8 protein-coding genes are annotated in these 20,698 nt (G+C 50.1%); 3 read left to right on the forward strand and 5 right to left on the reverse strand.

What is annotated here, in order from left to right:
* Positions 1-14: 14 nt before the first annotated feature.
* From QZT80_RS09635 to QZT80_RS09650, 4 genes are all read right to left on the reverse strand, one after another.
* Positions 15-3,233, reverse strand: coding sequence for a TonB-dependent receptor (locus tag QZT80_RS09635; RefSeq protein ID WP_295121128.1), 3,219 nt, complete (start codon positions 3,231-3,233; stop codon positions 15-17).
* Positions 3,234-3,520: 287 nt separating this feature from the next.
* Positions 3,521-7,543, reverse strand: coding sequence for a hybrid sensor histidine kinase/response regulator transcription factor (locus QZT80_RS09640; RefSeq protein WP_295121129.1), 4,023 nt, complete (start codon positions 7,541-7,543; stop codon positions 3,521-3,523).
* Positions 7,544-7,965: 422 nt separating this feature from the next.
* The gene (locus QZT80_RS09645; RefSeq protein WP_295121131.1) at positions 7,966-8,664 is read right to left on the reverse strand and encodes a hypothetical protein; all 699 of its coding nucleotides are present in this window, start codon (positions 8,662-8,664) and stop codon (positions 7,966-7,968) included.
* 287 nt (positions 8,665-8,951) lie between these two features.
* The gene (locus tag QZT80_RS09650) at positions 8,952-13,193 is read right to left on the reverse strand and encodes a DUF6055 domain-containing protein (protein WP_295121133.1); all 4,242 of its coding nucleotides are present in this window, start codon (positions 13,191-13,193) and stop codon (positions 8,952-8,954) included.
* A gap of 260 nt (positions 13,194-13,453) precedes the next feature.
* Here QZT80_RS09650 and QZT80_RS09655 point away from each other — a divergent pair, with 260 nt between their 5' ends.
* Both QZT80_RS09655 and QZT80_RS09660 read left to right on the forward strand, forming a co-directional pair.
* Positions 13,454-16,432 (forward strand): VCBS repeat-containing protein, encoded by a 2,979-nt coding sequence (locus QZT80_RS09655; RefSeq protein WP_295121136.1) that lies wholly within the window; start codon positions 13,454-13,456, stop codon positions 16,430-16,432.
* Between the two features lie 199 nt (positions 16,433-16,631).
* Positions 16,632-17,264, forward strand: coding sequence for a class I SAM-dependent methyltransferase (locus tag QZT80_RS09660; RefSeq protein ID WP_295121139.1), 633 nt, complete (start codon positions 16,632-16,634; stop codon positions 17,262-17,264).
* Here the strand turns inward: QZT80_RS09660 and QZT80_RS09665 are convergent.
* Entirely contained in the window at positions 17,261-19,774 is a 2,514-nt protein-coding gene (locus QZT80_RS09665) for a hypothetical protein (protein WP_295121142.1), read from the reverse strand. The two genes, QZT80_RS09660 and QZT80_RS09665, sit on opposite strands and share 4 nt — an antisense overlap.
* Positions 19,775-19,898: 124 nt before the next feature.
* Between QZT80_RS09665 and rluF the strand changes: the two genes are divergently transcribed.
* Positions 19,899-20,639, forward strand: coding sequence for a 23S rRNA pseudouridine(2604) synthase RluF (gene rluF, locus QZT80_RS09670; RefSeq protein ID WP_295121144.1), 741 nt, complete (start codon positions 19,899-19,901; stop codon positions 20,637-20,639).
* Positions 20,640-20,698: the final 59 nt, after the last annotated feature.

Genomic DNA, 20,698 nt, shown 5'->3' on the forward strand with positions numbered 1-20,698 from the left:
TACTTGTATTTAAATTAGAAATTCACCTGCATACCCACATTGTAAACAGATTGCAAAGGATAATTAAGACCATTGCCGCCCATCTCTACATCCCAGAGTTTAAACTTGCTGAGAATGAAAAGATTGGTGGCGGAGAAATAAATCCTCGCCATATCAATTCCTGCTTTTTTCATTTTAGGGAACGTATAACCGCCATCTATGCTCTTCAGGCGCAGGAAACTGCCATTACGCATCCACCAGGTAGAATTTTCGTTATTAGGACCTACACGCCAGGTACTCAGTCTTGGCCAAAACGCGTAGAGGTCTGGGTTTTCGGCCGACCAGTGATCTTTGGCAATCACGTCTAACAATCCTGTTTCGGTGCCTCTCAGATCTGCGGCGGAGCTACGGTAAAACGGCTGTATCTGTGTTGGGTCGATGAATAACGACGACCTCGCAGATCCCTGGAAATAGAAAGAGAAGTCGAAGTTCTTGTACCCCATCGAAGCCCCAAAGCCATAGATGATCTCAGGCTGCGTAGGTAAACCGATGGGCACTTTATCGTCGTTGTTCACTTTGCCATCGCCATTTACGTCTTTATATTTAATGTCGCCGGCCAGTAATCCGGCATCTTCATATTGTAAAGGAGAATTGGCCACTTCTTTGTTATCAACGAACAAACGTTCGGCAATAAGCCCCCATGCCTGGCTGGCCGACTGCCCGATCTGTGAGAGGTATTTCACGGAAGGGTCATACTGTAATTCGTCTACCAGTGTTTTTTCACTCACAGCATATGTAAAGGTGCCTCTTAAAGCGCCCCAGGTATGTTTGTTAAAGGAACGCTGGTACTTGGCCGACAGGTCAATACCTTTACTTTCCAGCTTGCCATAGTTGGCCATGGGCGTAGCCATTAACCCGGAGGCCGATTCTGTATAGGTTTTGGACATCAATATCTGCGAACGCCATTGTTTGTAAACGTCGGCAATCAGTTCAAAATCTTTGAAAATAGTAACGTCCATCCCCAGGTTCAACTGCCGGGAAATCTCCCAGCTGATGTTGGGATTAGCATAGCGGGAAATAGAAACGCCAGGCTGGTTAAAAGTACCCTGACCTTCATTCCGGCCAAAACTTGCTCCATAATTCCCATCGTTCATCGTAACGGCCGAAAGGTAGAAGAACCGGTCGTCCTGGTTGCCAATGGCATCGTTACCGGCAATACCATAAGTAGCACGGAATTTAAGCTCGTTAACGATATTTTTTAAAGGTTGAAAATACGTTTCGTTGGAAACCCGGTATGCCACGCCGGCAGAAGGGAAGAAACCATATCGTTTGCTCTCCGCAAAACGCTCTGAACCATTATAGCCAAAGTTCAACTCCGCTATATAACGATCATCATAACCATAGGTAAACCTGCCCGAAATACCGTTGTTTCTTTGCGGCAGCGATTTGGTAACGCCACCATCGTTGCCTTTCTGGTAGCTCGAAAGATAGGTAATCAACATACCACCCACCTGGTGTTTGCCAAACAGCCTGTTATAGTTCATAGCCGCCTGCAACCACACCCTCGAATCAATCGTTTTTGCACCCTCTGTGTAGTTGAGAAACTCTGTACCAACGGTACCCAGAGAGGTGGCTGATCCATCGTTCAACACCTTAATGTAATAACTCTGGTCCTGTGGATCAATAACTGCATCATAATAGAAGGGATTGTAGAAACGGTCTACTTCGAAATAGGAATTTCTTCTCACATACGTCATCACGTTGAGGTCAAGCCCTGGCGTAACAAACTTAAGGTCCTGTTTAAGTTCGAACTGTGGCTGCAGGTTCGATGACTTGTACATCCTGTATCCTTTCACCATTTCCGCATAAGGGTTACGGAACAGGTCAGAGGTAAGCGACCCATTGGTCGTCATCACTGCCGAACCAAACAGCGGATGCTCCACGTACGGCAGCATCTCCGAAGGATATATGGCTGGGAAAGCAACGGGGTTCGCGTTCATGGCATTGGCGAAGGTCTTAGCCCCACCGCCCACAGGCCCCTTGTAGTCATCAAACTGGCCATACATACGAAATATCAGCTCCGTCGTTTTGGTCACGTTCAGGTTTACATTGGTACGCAGCGAGTAGTTGAGCAGTTTAATGTTACTGTTGAAGTTGTTGATCTTATCCACCTTCAGCACCCCGTTATCCTGGTTAAATGTACCGGCAATATAATAGCGGGCCTTACCTGTGCCACCGCTCAGGTTCATATTGTAACCCTGGTTTACGGTATAGGGTTTGATGAGTTGATCGAGCCAGTTGTTGTTGGGATATAATATGGGATCATCACCCGCCGCAGTATGGTTAATTTTGTTCTGGCTGTAGGGAAGAATAGCCTGTGGCGACCTGGCTGCGGTAGCTTCATTCGCCTGCTCCATAAACGTAATATTATCCGCGAATTTGAAGTTTTTTGTATTGGAAGATATCCTGCTTTCGGCCCTTACATTAAACTTCGCGGTACCTGAAAGCCCGGTTTTAGTATTAATAAGCACCACCCCGTTTGCGCCTCTGGCTCCATAAACCGCCGATGCCGCTGCATCCTTCAGCAACGAAAAGTCTGAAATATCATCGGGCTGCAACCGTGCCATATCAGTAGGTGTCGACTCTACCCCGTCTATTAATATCAGCGGGTCCTGCTTACCGGTACCAAAGGTTGATAATCCACGGATGAAGAAGTTGGAGTTATCTGTACCCAAGCCCGGCTCACCACTACGCTGAAACGCGATCAGTCCCGGTACTTTACCCGCCAGTGTATTGGTCAGGTTGCCCGTAGGCCCCTTCAGGTCTTTTACATTCACAGTGGTAATAGAACTTACCACGCTCGCCTTCTTCTGCGTACCAAACCCTACGATCGTCACCTCACCCAGGTCTTTTTGATCGGGCAATAATTGCACCGCCACAAAATAATTACCCGCGGCATCAGGTTTCTGATTGCTCATTTGCACCACCCGGCTCACATACCCTATCATACTAAACTGCAAACTGGCCGTAGCTGGCACCGAAATAGAAAAACGCCCTTGTTCATCGGTCGTAAACCGCTGCGAAAGCCCCTGCACAGCAATATTAACCTGGGGCAGCCCTCCGCTGCTGTCTGCAACAACACCCTTCACTTCAATTTTTTGCTGGGCTATACCCTCACGGCATAACATCACCAGCAAAAGGACCAGGAAGGCCCGCCCGGCATAACCGGTCATTTTCTTTAAAGTCAATAACATAAATCAGTTTTGATAATCAAATAGTGGAATAAATCAGCCGCGCCATACTTTAACAAGCAAAAAAGAATGACCCGGCCTTCGTCGTGGAATTGTTCTAAACATGCGCTCAGTTTTTTAATTGATGGAATTTTGGTTGTTACTGTGCTGCTGAAAGGTAGTGAGAGAATGGCTACGCAGAGATGGGGAAACTCGGATAAAAAGGGGTGATTTTCGTATTATTCACGTTTTTAGTGTCAAAAAGACATGATTGCTTGTGGGTGAGGAATGGAGGGGCCAGCCAACCCAAATCACTTCGTCCTCCCAATCCCATAGCTCTTCCCCAACGTCCCCCTGAACTTCTCAATATATTCCGATGGGTTCATACCAAACGTCTTATTAAACTGCTCGCGGAAATGTTTGATGTCCTTCATGCCCACGTAATAGGCCGCTTCGCTTACATTGCATTTTGTGTTGATGAACAACTCTGCGGCTTTACGCAGCCGGATGAAGCGGATAAAGCCATTGGCGGTTTGCCCGGATACGGATTTAATACGTTTATAAAGCTTGCTGTGACTCATTCCCAACGCAGAAGCGAGGTGTTTTACGGTGAAGTTGTCGTCCTTAAGATGATCTTCAAGGATGGAAATGCAGCTATCGATGAACTCTTTGTACTCTGGCGATATCTTGTGGGTATTTTTCTGGAGGGTAATTTCGTTATAGAAGTACTTCTGCAGGCTGTTCCTGCTCTTAAGCAGGTTTTCTACTTTGGCTACCAGGAAGTCTTTTTCAAATGGTTTAGTGATATAGTCTTCGGCTCCCAATGCTACACCTTTAAGTTTTGCATCCTGCGAGGGACTGCCGGTAAGCAGCAGCACAGGTATGTGCCCGAGTTCCGGACTTTCTTTAATGCGACGGCAAAGTTCGATGCCATCGCCACCGTCCATTACAATATCGGAAATGATGATATCGGGCAGGTAGTCAGCAGCAAGTACGAGGGCATCGGTGCCGTTGGATGCTGTGTGTACGGAGAAGCGGTCGCTGAATATCTGGCGGATATAGTTGCGCATCTGCTCATTGTCGTCTACTACCAGGATGGTGTCGCGCTCTGTCGTAATGTCTTCCTGCTTTTGCCTGCGTACTTTGGTTACTACAACGTTGACCACTTCGCGGCCGGCAAGTTCTTCCAGCACTTCTGAACGCACACCTTTGTCTGTTACCTTACACTGTTCGGCGTTACCGCCTGGCAATATCATCGTGAAGATGGCGCCCAAACCTGGGGTACTGTCGTAGCGGATGCTACCTTTGTGACTTTCCACAAAATGTTTGGCGAGGTACAAACCAATACCAAAGCCTGTTTTCGAGTCCTGTTTCACCTGGTAAAACTTCTCGAACAACCGGTCGCCCGTACCCTCGGGTACACCGGGACCGTTATCCTCTACCCTAATTTCTACGCCATTCTCTTTGGCTGTTACCGTAAAGGAAACACGACCTCCTTCGGGCGTAAACTTTAATGCGTTGGAAATAAGGTTGTAGAGCGCTATCTCAATTTTCTCCCGGTCGGCCACCAGCTCCAGTGTTTTGTTTTCGCAGCAAAAGGTGTAATCTATTTTCTTCGAACGCGCCTGTTGCACGAAGCAGAGGTACACTTCGTTACAGAGATCGTAAAACTGCAGGCGGCCTAAACTCAGCATCTCTGCCTCGCTTTCTGTTTTGCGGAATAGCAGCAACTGGTCTACAAGACTCAGCAGCCTGCGTGCATTGCGGTATACGATGTGTAATTCTTCTTCATCCTCCGTACCACTCAGCGTTTCCCTGGTTACCATGTCTTTTACAGGGTTGATGATCAGGGTGAGTGGGGTACGGAATTCATGCACCACATTGGTAAAGAAGGATAGCTTGCGTTCATTGTCTTCACGCTGGCGCGCTGCGGTGAGACTGGTAATTTTCATATCGTACTTCATCCTTGCCTGGTACGACTTGTAGCGCATGAACGCGTACACAGCGGCGGCAGCAGTGGCGGCATATAACAAATAAGCCCACCAGGTGCGGTACCAGGGAGGAAGAACGAGGATCGCCATGGTAAGCTCACCCGGGTTCCAGGTGCCATCGGCGTTGGTTGAGCGGATGCGCAGGCGGTAGCTGCCTTCGCGGATATTGGTGTAACTGATGCTGCGGTTACGGTTCGTGTACACCCAGTCTTTATCCCAGCCTTCGAGTATATAAGCGAACTTTATTTTTTCCGGAGATGAATATTCAAGTGCGGCGAACTTCATGGACAGTACAGCCTTGTTGTACGGAATTTCCAGCGCTTTCACCTGATCGCCGGCCATGGCTGTTACGTACGTACTGTCTGTGAGTGCGGCATTATTGATGGTGATATCGCTCAGTACGATGGGCGCAATGTACTTGCGGGTTTGCACCTGCGAGGGACAAAACAAATTAAATCCCTTGATACCGCCGAAAACCATTTCACCTGAGTGAAGTTTTAAGGCAGCGTTGTACAGGAATTGATTGCTCTGTAGACCATCGCCCTGGTAAAAAGCGGCGAAACTCTTCTTTTCTTTACTGAACCTGGCAAGGCCTTCAAAGGTGCTTAACCACAGGTTACCGCTATTGTCTTCCAGGATGTTCAATACCGAATTATTACAAAGTCCCGATCCATCAGCGAAACGTTCGACTATTTTTCCATCTTTAAAAAACACCAGCCCACCGCCCTCGGTACCCAGCCATAAGCCGCCGTTTTTATCTGCACTAATAGCACGTACCGGTTTGCCAATATCGAAGTACTCATACTTCCGGCGGTGCTTATCGATCTTTACAAGGTACCTGAAATTCCCCGCCCATATCATCCCATCCTTGTCCTGGGCCATGGAAATAAGATCGTTAAACTCCTCTTCGAACATTTCAAACTGGTTGGCCGAACGGTTGAAGCGGTACAATTTACCCGCGCCAAATGTGGCAGCCCACAGGTCTTTATCCCGGTCTTCGAACAGCAGCCAAACATTTTTATTCTCGGTATTTGTTTTGGGGTTGATGCATTTGTAATGCTGAAACCTGCCCGTAGCGGCATCAAACTTATTTACACCACCGGGAAATGTAGCCACCCAGGTAGTCTGGGAAGCATCTTTCAATATACTGGTAACGATATTGCTGCTAAGCGATGCCGGGTTGCCCGCATCGGCAGTGTAATTCCGGTATACGTCTTTCTTACGGTCCCATATACTGAAGCCGCCACCATCAGTACCCACATATAATTCGTCGCCATTTTCGTAAAAGCAGGAAACGAAATTATACACAAGACTATTTTTGTCAAAAGGATCCCGCGATATTGTCTGGAACTGACTTTTCTGTGGATCAATCACATTAATGCCACCTTTAATAGTGCCTATCCACACTCTCTGTTCACTATCGCCATAAATAGCGCTCACCGATTCGCTGGAAAGCCCGTTGCGCCCCTGTTTCAGGCTTTCGGTTTGGCCGGTGGCGCCATTCATCACCATTAACCCGTCTCCTTCTGTACCTATCCATATCTTTTTATCGGCAGCTACGTGCATGGTGGTGATGTTACTACAGCTCGTTTTTACCAGTGTAAACCTGCGTTTCGACAGGTCAAACTTATACAATCCGCTACCAGTGCCCACCCATAAATTCCCCTGCCCGTCGGCCTCCATGCAGTGTGCAGCTTTGATCGTACTATCGGCAAAACTCACACTGTTGGTCTGATAATCGTATTTACACAATCCCACATCTCCTATCACCATCCACACGCCGCCTTTTTCGTCGATGGTAATTACCTGTACGCTGGTGTAATTGCGGCCCTGCGGCAACTGTGCCTGCAAAGCAACCCGTTCGCCCGACAACTTCACCATCAGTCCCAAACCATTGGTGCAAATGAAAACGTTGCCCGGCTTATCGGTTTTGAGCGCGTTTACGTGCCCCGTAAGCCGGTAATACTCCTTATCAACACCTTTGAAATCGACGGGCGAAAAACGGCCTGTAAAGCCATTGTACTGCACAAGTCCCTGGCCAGTACCTACAAACAGGTTGTTATGATGGTCGCCGGTAATCGCGTAGATATAATTATGAGGCAGCGAAGCCGGGTCGTTCAGTTTGTTGCGGAATACTTTGAACTCGTACCCATTGTACTGGTTAAGTCCGTCATAGGTACCAAACCACATATATCCCTTATGATCTTTATAAATGCACCTCACCGAATTATTCGACAGTCCCTGTTCCAGCCCGATGTACGACACAGGCGGACGTATATCGGCACGGGCAGGCAATGCCAGTCCACTGATAAAAAACAATAAAACGGACCATACAGGTTTCATCGCGTAAAGCGCTTTTTTTGGTTGAGGGCCACAAAACGGCCATTACACTACCGCTGGGGCAATGCACAATATGTATTGATTGATATATTAACTTCTCCGCCGGATTTGCAGGCTACGAGGTAATGGAATTAGCGTAATTCATGGGAATCGTTTTCATAACCGTGAATAATATAATGGTATGTTTTCTAACGCGTCGTATGTCTCTCTGGCTGTCTGTATGTAAAGCAACCCCGGGGGGTATAATTCTGTATCTTCCGCAAACTACAAAAAAAGTGTCACTATGACACTCTAAAGTGTAAAAATTCTTAAAAGTTGTTGTAACTAACTGGTTATTAAATTGATAACGAACTGCTACCGGCTGGCAGGCCTTGAATGTATTTTCTACACAGCTGAATTTATTCCACCGCATAGTAATTTGATTGTTATCCCGGCTTACTCATAAAGCGATCATCAAAAGACATATCAACTAAACCGCATTTTCTATCAACCCGGTCGCACAGGGGCCGCACCAGGTAGTTCATAAATCGGGTACCAGGGGTTTCCCTTTCGGTATTTTGTACCTCCGCCAACTCCACCACCACTTTCGTCTCATTCTCCGGCAGGTCGCGGGCTGTCACTTCTACCCTGCCGCCACCGGCATGCTGACAAAGGGCTGTGTAATCCCAGTACTCCGTATCTCCCTGCTGAAGCGCCTCTCCCTTTTCTACCAACTGGTTGTCCGCATCGTATATACATACCAGTACCTTGTGTACACAAAAATTGTCTGTAGCGTTAATGGTGATGATATCGCCCGGCTGCCCCTTATAGTCATCAAGGTTAATACTTTCTATTTCCGGCGCATGGTAGAAATCTGATATCGCGAGGTTTTGCACGGTTTTGTGTCCGGTGCGGGCCTGTATGTACAAGGCTTCCAGTTCTGGCACGGCTACTACCCATCTGTAATAGATGTTGGCCTCCGTAAAACGGTCGCGGGCCTTTTGCTGCCCGGAGGTAGGTTTCCCAGGCCGCTTTACGGGCGCTTTACAAAGCTCTACCTGGCCTTTCCATTCGCGTATCATAACCTGGCCGTCGAACAGGCCGCGGAAACCGGAGGATATGGCGTTATGTTTTTTCAGGATCATGGTGTATTGGTTTTGTGTTACAAATTTCCCGTTTTCACCCTGCAAAAAATGTCGTTTTGGGTAGAAAAAATGTCGCTTTGGGTAGAATTGGTGATAGTTTATTAACCTAAAATCCAGTTCATGCAGCACACTAACCCTTTCGTTACCCTTTCATTTCCCTCTCACTACCCTTATATTAAGAGGGGCCACCCGATACCAGCCCGATACCAGCCCGGCTCAAACGGTAAAGGGCCGGCCCCGAAGCGTATGATCGCCCCGGGCCAGCCCTTTTGCATTTATTCCCTGCTTTATTTTATCCTGATGATTTTCACCGTACGCACCGCTTTACCGGTACTTACTTTCAAATACAGTAACTGCGCAGTTACCTGCTGTACGGAGAATACCTGCCGCTCTGAAGCGGCAGCATTACCTACCGTACGGGTTTCCACGATCCTGCCTGCGGCATCGGCCAGTGTTAATTGCAAACGCTCACCGGCTGCACCGGTAATGGTTACGGCTACCTGGTTGCCCGCCACTGGGTTCTGCAACAAACTTACTGCCAGCGGACTTTCATCCGATACGCGGGCGTAAGCGGCCGGCGTTAAGGCTACGGCGCTGTCGGGCTCTATGCCATACACCAGTATCCCATCCACATAAGCGGTTACTTTAACGTTCTCGGCAAACGCGCTGCCTGCCAGGAACGAGTGGTCGTTAGCTGTATTAAAGGCCGACCAGTTTCCTTTCGCTATGCGATGCTGAATGTTACCGGTGCTGGTAAGGGCGTACAGACTGTCGGGCTTGGTGAAACGCAGTTCCAGGTAGCTGTCGGCTCCCGGTAAGGCATTCGCCAGTTTCACGAACTTGCCGGTTACGTAGTTGCCCAGTTTCGCGTAATCGAGGTAGTAGTTAAGGTTGGCGGTACCATCAGCAGTAAACCAGTAACGTACGGAAATACGGCTGTAACCGATGGCGGTATTACCTGTATTATCGAGCTTAATGTACGGGCTCAGACTGTTGGAAGCTGATACATCTTTACTGTACACTTTGAACGCAGGTACTGCCGCTACAGGCTGCGGTTCTTTACCACCTACCAGCACACTGTTCTGGTAAACAGTGATCTTTTCGTTTTTGAGATAGCTGGTATTAGGTTGATACGAGTAATCGTCTGCTTTGTTAAATGTTGTCCAGTCGCTTTTAGCGGCCCGGGTTTGAATGTTGCCTGAATTACCGTTGGCGGCTAAGGTACCGGCAGCAGCGGTGAAGCCATATTCTATATAACCGAGTGCGCCGGCGTGTGGCTGCGGTAACTGTACATATTTCATGGTTACATTGCCCGTACCCAGTTGCGCGTAATCAGTATAGAGGTTGGTCATTGGCGCAAACTCTTCGGCCGTAAACCAGTAGCGGATGGTGATGTCTTTGTAATCCACTGCTTCGCCGCTTTCATTTTTCACCTGCAGGTTATTCCGCAGCGTGTTATCGGTCAACTGCCCCTGCGACTGGTACAGCACACTCAGTTTATCGGCGGCAGGCAAAGCGAAATAGCCAAATACCCTGAATTCCAGGATGCCTGTACTCTCACGATTGTTCTTCATCGCCACGCGGATTTTGCTGGTGTTCAGTCCACCCAGCGAAACTGTATTGAACGTATCTTTCGCTACACCTACATCTCCGAAACGCACCCATGCGGAGCCGTTCCAGTATTCCAGGTAAGCGGTGGTAGGCGCTAATATGCCACCATTATCATCAAACCAGTAAAGTTCTGCTTTGTCTAATACACAGTTACCGGCCCAGGCGTATTCTACCCATTGAATAGAATCCGGACTGTACCAGTTACCGTAAGCACCATGGCTCTTATCATTTGAGTTGGTTGGTGTAAAGCCATCGTTCACCGCCGAAAGGCTTTCCCATGGCGATACGTAGGAAGTGCTTACATCGGCGCTCATAGCCAGGTTGCCTGTAACGGCGCTCAGTTTCTGAACACGGCTGTAGCTAATGTTATTGCCCACCAACTGTTTCAGGCGGTAATAACTGTTAGCGCTGTTGCTGGTATGTGTATAATCGTAACTACCGGCATTTTTCGCGATAGTAGCCACTTTGATGAAGTGAACACTGTCTGTTCCATATTCCAGTTCGTAACGCAGCACCGAATCTTCATTCGCTGCTTCCCACTGCAGGTAGTTAGCGCCATCTATACGCGCACCGCTAAAGCTTAACAGCTTGTACGACGGTGCAGGCAAAGCACTTTCAGCACCCCATACCCTGAACTCCACGATGCCTGTAGATTGTGTAAGGCTCTTCATCGATAAACGTACTTTGGAGGTACTGATATCACCGGTGATCAACGGGTTAAATACGTCTTTTCCTGTTGGCACATTACCGATTTTCACCCAGGCCGTACCGCTCCAGTATTCGAGGTAAGCTGAATCAGGCGCACGGATGCCGCCATTATCATCAAACCAGAATACTTCTGCTTTATTTAACACATACGCTTGCGGCCAATCATACTGTACCCACTGGTAAGAGTTAGGGTTGTTCCAGTTGCCATATACACCATGGCTCCTGTCGCCCGAACCAGCAGGTGTGTAACCGTCGTTAATGGCAGCCAGGCTTTCCCACGACGACACGAAGGAGGTGGTAGGCGTAGCGGTAAGCGCCAGGTTATCTATAATGCCGCCCGGAGGGCATACCACTGCGTCTGCTATCGCCATTTGCGCGTCAGTAAACGGCACCACGGCCGCGTTAATATCGATGTTGGAAGGATCACCCGCACCTTTACCATCACAATCGGAACGGCCGTTATTGAAATGCGGCGTTTGCAGGTATACGCCTGCAGTGCTACAGTTACCGATTTCGGCATCACCGCCTATTACCAGGTTACCACTGTGCGTAGTACCCCATTGCAGCGCATTATCTTTCGCTTCCACATTACCGGATACTGTGCAGTAATTCAGGATGGCATTGTCTTTCACCTTCACCGTGTTACTATAGGTACCGTAGAAAATATTAGCATTGCCGCTAATCACCACATCACCGCTGAGCGTGGCGCTTTCAACCCAGGCATTATCTTCTATACGCACGTTACCGGTAATGTTCGCATTACCACGTACGATCGCATTAGGGCCCACATATACCGACGCAGCCACGGTGGCACTGTTGCTCACCCAGCCGCCGCCATTCGCATGTACGTGTCCGTTGCTTTTATACTGGCCTCTGAAGTCAGGCTGATAACCTTCAGGCAACGCGTTTTGTATCGCTACTTCATAAGGATATCTTTTGATCTTTGTGAAACCAGGCTCCCATACATAACTGGTATGGCTCGTAGGCGCGCCGGATACCACGAGGTAAAGATTAGTTTCGTCCGCATTCAGGCTGAAGGCTATTTCTGCTTCGGCTGCGCTGTAAGTATTGCTGTAACGTGCCGTTTTACCGTCCGCTTTCACCGCCACAAAACCATAACGCCAGCCGGTGGTATTATTGGTGGCTGTATGTCCTTTAAACTTCACTTTCACCGTACGTTCGGCGCAGGTAGAATAAAGGGGGATGATGTTGATACCGTAGTCCTGCGGTGCCTGGTAATCGGGCACTACATAACGGCCGGTGGAGTCATTGATCTTTTTGAGGATGGTGTATTCGCGCCACAGGTAGTGCGGCTCGTTCGTCCGCACCCTTGCCCTTTCTGCACGAATAATATCGCCTGCTCCTTTCGGCGCATAATCGGCCACCACTTCCCTTCTTGCATAATCAAACATAAAGTTATTAAACTGCGCCTGCGACCAGCCCTTTAAACGACGGTAAGCCATCAGCGGATGCTCGCCTGCCAGTGATTCCTGCCACAAACGGTTGACCATGCCCAGGCTATCGGCCTGTTGTATGGCGAACAGCAGGTTAAACGCGCAGTAGTGGTGGCGTGTAGAGCTGTACTGGAAACTGCGGGTAGCCATCCAGCGGGCCATATCTTCTTTAATATACTGGGGATAGATCTGCGCGCGCATAAAGTTGGCGTGCGTTTCCCAGAACGAGCCTGTTGGTTCTGTTTTAAAACCACCCGCGGCATTGCGATCGATGCCGTTCTGCCCCTGCAGCGAGTGCGTTAGTTCATGACTCAACACGCCACCATCGCGGGTAGAATTGGGATGTACCCACATTGCGCCGATCATATTATCGTAACTACCGCCAAAAGCCCAGCCGGTAGGGCCGCCTGTAGGCCAGGTGTCGTTCATCACGATGATAATTTTGTACTTCCCCAGTTTAGTGGTGCTGTCATCTTTACAGAAATGATACTCGCTGATCAGTTTACTGTAAATAAATTCAAGCGTATCCAATACCGCTGCGGGATTAAAACGCAGGTTAGCATCCGTATAGGCAGCAGGGTTAGTACCCACCGTTGGCCCCCAGAAGCAAACGAAATTGGCCGACTGGTAGCTTCGTTCATACGACCATGTACTTAGTGCCGGATCTGTAGAAAAATTAGCAGGAATATATACCTGCTTCTGTGCGTTTGCCTTTAACATTAAAAGGCAAAGCACGGCAACGTAGAAGTGCTTCATGAGATTAAGGTTGATGTTCTTTGATTATACCATTAGAGATACTGAGGATTTTGCAACTATCACCTAAACTTATTACAGATTCAGCAACAGCACATTGCTGATATTGATAGAAGCTACTTTGATCTTAACAAGTGTTAAGCTGACAATTAATTAAAACGCTTCCAGGACAGGCACCTGCGTATTTCCACAGGTGGATAATTGCTTAGAATTCATTACTTTAGTAGAATAGAAAACTGATCACTCCCCAAAAACTCATTCACATGCCTGATCTCCTGAGCCCCATCATGAGCAGGTTTACCGGTTTTGCTATGACTGGCGACGGTTTACCTGAAATCAATTCCCTCACTTATTTATCTTTCGAAACGGGTTATGAAGAACCCATAGCCGGCTCGCGCCTTGCGCTGGTACTGGTAGAACCGCGATTGCTGGTAGCTACCGGCGATGCGGGGATGCGCAACCAGTTTTTACAGAGCCTGCGGCATTTGAAGGGCGATTTAAGGGCGGAGGGGCTGTTTACAAAATTCATTTCCGCCGATGTATACCGTGGCACGGTTCAAAAAGATGGCCGTGTACTGCTGGCCATGCGCCGCTTTTTCCGCGATGTTAAAGCCGCCTTCGCGAACTTCGAAGGGGCCATCCTCATTGGTAACTTCCCGGAAGCTACGCTCGTGCGCCGTGTTTCCTGGACGCCTGGCTTCGCTGCCCCGCAACAATTATGGATCGGCTCTGAAATGATCAGCGAGCGTGCCGAAATTGTACTGGCCGACCTTACAGGCAATTGGGAAAGCGTTTACCGCCAGGGCGACTTCTCCGAACAACAGATAACCGCCATCCCCGATGCTGCCACGATCGCGGCGGGCTGGTTCGATGGCGAGTCTGTCCGTACCACCACCTTCTCCTCCACCAGTTTCACCGTCGGCACCAGTCCTACGTTCCGCGATGCGTTTTTCATGAGTGATGCACGGTTCACCATTCTCGAAAACCGCAGTACCCCTACTCCGCTCCTGCGCCTCCGTATTAACCAGGCCGAGAGTAATAGTGAAGTAGATATCAGCGACCGTTCGATGCCTAACATCATTGCCCGCCCCGACATTGCCGTATCGCGGATTAACGCGTTCCACGTAGCGGTTAATCCCAATCCGGCTTTAAGAGGCAGTGGCGGCGAAACGTTTCTTAATGCCTCCGGCAATCCGCAGGTAGTAAACAGTGCCACGCAGTTGTTCTCCGGTTCGCAGGAAGATAACCTGATGACCGAACGCTCCATCGACTTCGAACGCAGGGTGCTGAACGATTACCTGTTACGTAACCACCGTTTCCGCACCGGCGCATTCTCGTTACTCGCGTTCCGTACGGGTTTCATTACCGGCACCACCGACTTTCACCCAGACTATTACGAACCGCTGCTAAACGCCGCGGCTACCGACTTCCGTCCGTCGGTGAAAGTGCATAATGCCAACCTGCAGCAATACGTACAGTTCCTGAAAACACCAGCCGTATTCAAGTATATCATGGCGCATTCCAACGCCCGCATTTCAGAGTTCCGGCCCGAAACGACTACCGCTGCTCTCACCACCGAAGTGGGCGGCGCACCATTAGCCTGGGAATATGCCGGGGGACGATACACGCCCAGCTTCCGCGCTGATCCTCGCCATGCAGAACTAACCTTACATCGCGCGTTATGGCACCACAACAGTTTGCGTGATGCTGGTGCCAGCCTAGTCGTACACGGCGGCTGTAACGTTAACAGCATCGACGAAGCGCAGTCTGATACCTACAGTAATCCCCGTTACGGCCGCTGGAACAACGCAGAAGGTTTCCTGTTCTTCACCAACTGCGTAGCGCTCATGAGCCGCGCAAAAGGCTTTAACGATGCGCCCTGGGGCTTCGGTGAAGGTTACCGGTTATCGGCACGCACCAACTTCGGCTCCTGCTGGAGAAGTTACTTTAATGCACAGGCAAATGAAGCGGGACTGGGCACGTACAACATCCAGCGTAAAAGACCTTACTTCTGGAGTATACTCGGCGACTGGACACTTCGCCTGCGTAACACTAACGGCATAGGCATCCTGGGTATGAACCCCGCATTAGGTTCCGTAGCTGTACACCCTAACAAAGCCTGGATAGACGGCTGGAACTTTGATGGCGCACTTAACTATGTGCGTGGCATTGGCGATGTAGACGGTGACGGTATCGACGAATTTATAGTGAACAGCGACTGGGGCATTGGCATTCTTAAATACGACGGCACACACTTCCGCGCACTGATGGGCGCTCCGCGCGACACCTGGTTCGGTGGCTGGCGTTACGACGCTACGATCAATCCCGGCCGCGACAGCATCAAAGCTGTACAGAACTTCACCGGCGGTACGGCCGCAGAAATACTGGTATGGAGCAGTTGGGGTATTGCCACACTGGCTTTTGGCGGAGGTACATTAACACATACACGTTTAGCCGCCAACGGCACCCGCTTCGGTGGCTGGTTGTTAAACACCGCCGATAACCGTTACGCCGGGCACGGCAACTTCGACAGTGATGGCCGCAAAGACGTTGTGCTTGTTAGTCCATGGGGCATTGGCATCATTAACCTCGAAACACAAAACACCGTATTCCTCGCACCCAACGGCACACGGTTCGGCGGCTGGCTGTACGACAGTAACGTAAATGCCATCCAGCAAATCGCTGATTTCGATGGTGACGGCCGCGATGAAATACTCGTGACCAGCGCCTGGGGTATTGGTATACTCAAACTGGTAGGCGGTACGCTTACCCACATCGCCATACATGCCAACGGCACTAACCTGGGTGGTTATGTGGTGAACAACGCCGACAGGTTTGTGATAGCAGATAATGTACTGGCCGGCCCCGCGAAACAAATAGTCGTGATGAACAACTTAGGATTACATGTACTGGGCATCAGTGGAAGCGCGCTCACCCGCCGTGCATTCGTGGCTCATGGCACCCGTGTAGATGGCTGGGTGGTAGATACCAATAACAACAACCGTTTACAGCCTGCAGGCGACTTAAACGGTGATGGCCGGGCGGAGTTCGTGATCCGGAGTCCCTGGGGCATTGGCATTATGGGATTGGATACTGCCAACCAGTTCCGGGTTTACAACCTGTTCCCTAATAACAGCATGCTGAACGACTGGGGCTTACAGGCCACCGATATCATTTCGGGGGCGGGCAACTTTGCCGGAACAGCCACGAAGAAAGAATTACTTTTCCTTAAACCCATATAACAAACGAAGCCCGTCCACTCTCCGGACGGGCTTTAAATTTATGCTTATCATGTACTATGCGAACGAAGCAGGCGTTATAGTGCAAACCTGCTATATGCCCATGAGTTACCAGATGTCCCTGTTTATACGCAGAAAGGAGCCGTTTTTTCAGGCTTTGTAAGGAGTTCGCGTTTGTGTTACCTTTGCACAAACCCCTCCCATGAATAAAACGGAACTAGCCGTCAAAGTATTTGACAAACACGCCAAAGAATACCAGGACAAATTTATGGACCTGAGCTTATACCACGATACCTTTAACCTGTTCTGCGATCTCATCACGCAGCCCAACGCCTCCGTACTCGATGTAGCCTGCGGACCAGGCAACATCACGCACTACCTGCTGCAACAACGCCCTGATTTTAAGATACTGGGCGTAGACCTTGCGCTGAATATGCTGGCACTGGCCAGAACAAACAACCCCACTGCTGGTTTCGAGTTGATGGACGGGCGCGACATAGGCCAGTTAAGCCGTCAGTTCGACGGCATCATGTGCGGGTTCGGGTTACCTTATTTTTCTAAAGAAGAAGCGGTGCAGTTCATTAAAGACGCTGCCAGTTTGCTGGGGTCGGGTGGAGTAATTTACCTGAGCACGATGGAAGATGATTATGAAAAGTCTGGTATAGAAACCACCCCTGCGGGCAACCAGCTATTCATACACTACCACCAGGCAGATTACCTGGTGGCAGCGTTAGAATCTAATGGTTTTGAAATGATAGGCACCAGTCGTAAAACCTATCCCGGCAAACCCGGGCAAATGACGACCGACCTTATACTGATTGCCAGTAAAAACTAGTTTCCTCTTCCCTGCCGTTGCGGGGCCGACTGGCGTTGAGGCGCCGGTGCCGACTGACGCTGTGGTGCGGCCTGACGTTGTGGTGCAGCTTGCCGCTGCGGAGCTGCCTGTCGCTGTGCTGGTGCCTGCTGCCGTTGCGCGGGTTGCGGTGCCGACTGCCTGAAATTACCATCACGGGTAGCCCCTCTTTCCCTGGAGTTCTGCTGCCTGTTTAAATCAGGCTGCCGGGTTGGCTGTGCAGGCGTCCATTGCTGGTTACTGCGCTGGTCCCAGTTGCCACGGCTATTACGCTGATACACGTTCCCATCCGGATCGGTGAGTACGTTATTACTGTAATTATTGGGTCTTGATGTGGGCCTTGGCGCATCCGTAGACGGGCGCGTGTTGTTGCCCGGTAACGGCCTTGTATTGTTACCTGGTCTTGTACCCTGATCGGTACCAGGTACAGGCCTCGTGTTGTTACCAGGCCTTGTTCCAGGTTCAGTGCCGGGAATAGGCCGTGTGTTATTGCCGGGCAGTGGACGGGTATTATTACCGGGGCGGGTCCTGTCGTTGTTATCACCGGGCGTTGGCCTTGAACCATTGCCGGGACGAACGTTATCGCCAGGCAAAGGTCTTGTTCCATTCCCCGGGCGAACGTTATCACCGGGTCGACCGTTATTTACCGGGCGTGTAGGCCTGGTACTTGCCGGGCCTCTCGATACATCTCTCGTATCGCGTACACCCGGTACACGGTTGTAAATATTGTTGCGGTAACCACGGTCATAATCCCTGCCCGTTCTAACTGGCCTGGAAGGTCTGTTCCAGCCAACATTCGGGCGGCCTATGTAACCCGGCCTGTGGCCATAATAACCGCCATTCCAACCCCATGGGCGGTAAGGAGGACGCCACATAGGCGGGCCGCCGAACCAGCCACCATACCATGGCCTGCCGAAACCGGCGTGGTACCAGCCAAAGTTGTAACTCCAGCCAAAACCCATATTCCAGCCCGTCCACGGATTATAACTGAAGCCGAAACCCCAGGTTACAGGGCGGGGGTAATAATAACGTCCGTACCATGGGCGATAGTACCAGCCGGTGCCATACACCACCGTAGGGCCATAAATATAGCTGCCGAGGTAGCCCGGTGTATAACCCATGTACACATAATCGGGCGTATGATCGTACACATACACGTACCGGGTGTTGTAAGCCTGGCTTTGCGGAGGAATACGTTCAACGTCGGTTGGCCTTTCGTTGGCTACAGCCCAGGGGCCATGCGGGCTGTTACTGATGAACCAGATGCCATTGTCTACTGCGTAGTAGCTGCCCTGCGAAGTCCTCATCACCGTAATGCTACTATTTTCTGCTACCTGCAAACTGGTGTTGGCGATTGGTGAAAACTGCGGCTCACCGTCGTACGTTACTTCGCAGGTGGCAGTTCTGCGGTCGATTTTCGCGGTTTGCGGCAGTTGCGCGTCCAGGCGGGCGTCTTCGGCTTCGGAAGTACCGGCTACGTTAGCCAGCACACCGTCCTTTTCAGAACCAGCAGGAATGCGTGCGAAGTCGGCCGGCAGTTTGTCGCTTGGCACATACTGCCAGGGGCCGTTCAGGTTAGGAGCAGCAAACCAGCGGCCGGAGAGCAGCGTGTATGTCTTTTGAGAATTGATGTCTTTAAAGATTTCGTCGAGCGTATTATCTGCATATAGCAAATTGGTGCCCTGCACGGTCCTATAGGTGGCGGCGCCCTCCGTCTGCAGCAGCTCTGCCGGTTTGGTGCTCACTACAATAGCGGTAGGCTTAGCGGGCTTGTCTGTATCCTCATCGTTCTCCCGTATCTTTTTGTCTATCTGCGTCAGAGAAGACGGTATTTTGTTCGTATGCGCGTAAGGCCCTGTTGGCGTATTGGCGGTATACCAGAAAGAGCCTGCGTACAGGTAATACTGCCGTTGTCCTTTAGGCTCTTTCACAATGAAGAAGGGCGAGTTCATCACCCTTTCCATTTTCAGATCATCGTCCATGGCCACCTTAGGCTCGCCATCAATGAGTACCAGCGTAGTAGGCTGGTTGCGGTAAATGATCTCGGGAGGTTCGTTGTTAAGGCCGGCGTCGTTGCTGGCTTCCTGTTGAAGGGTGGTAAGCAGTTGGTCGAGCGATATTTCCATCTTCCATTTCGGCACCTCCCGCTCTATCAGGGAACGCAGCGAGGCGATGTCGGAATCGCCGGTACTGTCGGCAAAGCGGGCGTTGGTAATAGACAGGCTTTCGAGTACCGCCATGCGCGAGTCTTTATCAGTATCGAGCATCGCATCGAACCAGATAGCGCCGAAAAGCGGTTCACCGGAGGATGTTTTCTTTACAGATACTGCCGCACGACCCGAAAGACGGTTGCCATTCAGCGCTTCGGGCTGGGGCTGGTAAACAGTAATTCGGCCGCCATTATTAAGTTTAATGTCTTTGGGCCAGGTATTTTGCCCAAACGCGGTGAGTGCTACTAAAAGCTGGAACAGGACAAGGGTGTATATCTTCATACTTAATGATTGCGGTGATAAATAAAACAACCGACAGGGATAATAGTTTATTATCCCCCTCTTAAAGCAAAAACATTGCCTAAAACTCAACTTCACAATTTTAACTAGATTTGTAGCCAGTTATATGGACAAAAGTATCAATAAATATATCGCAGAAACCGGTTTTTGCAGCCGAAGAGAGGCCGATAAGTACATTGAACAGGGCCGCGTGACCATCAATGACAATATTGCTTCCAAGGGTAACCGCGTGGAAGATGGCGACGTGGTGGAGGTAGACGGCGAACCGCTGAAGAAGAAAAAGGCCCCGGTGTACATTGCCCTCAATAAACCCAAAGGCATTACCTGCACCACCGACCTCAAAGACAAAACGAACATCATCGACTACGTCAACTATAAATCCAGGGTGTTCCCTATAGGCCGGCTTGATAAGCTGAGCGAAGGGCTCATCTTCCTGACCAATGACGGCGATATCGTTAACAAGATACTCCGTGCGGGCAACGGCCATGAAAAGGAATACATGGTGAGCGTCGACAAACCCATCAACATCGACTTTCTTAAACAAATGCGCAGCGGCGTGCGTATCCTGGGCGAATACACCAAACCCTGTTTCGTACAACAGGAAGGGCCCAACCGCTTCCGCATCATCTTAACCCAGGGCCTTAACCGCCAGATTCGTCGTATGTGTGAGGCGCTGGGTTATAAGGTAGAATCCCTGAAAAGGACGCGCATCATGGGTATGAGCGTCAAAGACTTAGCTCCGGGCCACTGGCGTCACTTTACGAAAGACGAGATAGCACAGATCAATGACATGGTGGCTAAAAGCAGCAAAACGGGGGATAAAGATTTAGGCGGAATGGATGAGTAACGCCATTCGTTAAGCCAAACGCCCTATCCGTTAAGCCACTCCCCGGGGGATGAAGACGC

This window comes from uncultured Chitinophaga sp. (genome assembly GCF_902168175.1).
GTDB lineage: Bacteria > Bacteroidota > Bacteroidia > Chitinophagales > Chitinophagaceae > Chitinophaga.

Bases quoted from the DNA above. Each gene is read 5' to 3' on its own strand.
- QZT80_RS09635 (WP_295121128.1), bottom strand. From the start codon at position 3,233: ATGTTATTGACTTTAAAGAAAATGACCGGTTATGCCGGGCGGGCCTTC.
- QZT80_RS09660 (WP_295121139.1), top strand. From the start codon at position 16,632: ATGAATAAAACGGAACTAGCCGTCAAAGTATTTGACAAACACGCCAAA.
- QZT80_RS09645 (WP_295121131.1), bottom strand. From the start codon at position 8,664: ATGATCCTGAAAAAACATAACGCCATATCCTCCGGTTTCCGCGGCCTG.
- QZT80_RS09665 (WP_295121142.1), bottom strand. From the start codon at position 19,774: ATGAAGATATACACCCTTGTCCTGTTCCAGCTTTTAGTAGCACTCACC.
- QZT80_RS09655 (WP_295121136.1), top strand. From the start codon at position 13,454: ATGCCTGATCTCCTGAGCCCCATCATGAGCAGGTTTACCGGTTTTGCT.
- QZT80_RS09650 (WP_295121133.1), bottom strand. From the start codon at position 13,193: ATGAAGCACTTCTACGTTGCCGTGCTTTGCCTTTTAATGTTAAAGGCA.
- QZT80_RS09640 (WP_295121129.1), bottom strand. From the start codon at position 7,543: ATGAAACCTGTATGGTCCGTTTTATTGTTTTTTATCAGTGGACTGGCA.
- rluF (WP_295121144.1), top strand. From the start codon at position 19,899: ATGGACAAAAGTATCAATAAATATATCGCAGAAACCGGTTTTTGCAGC.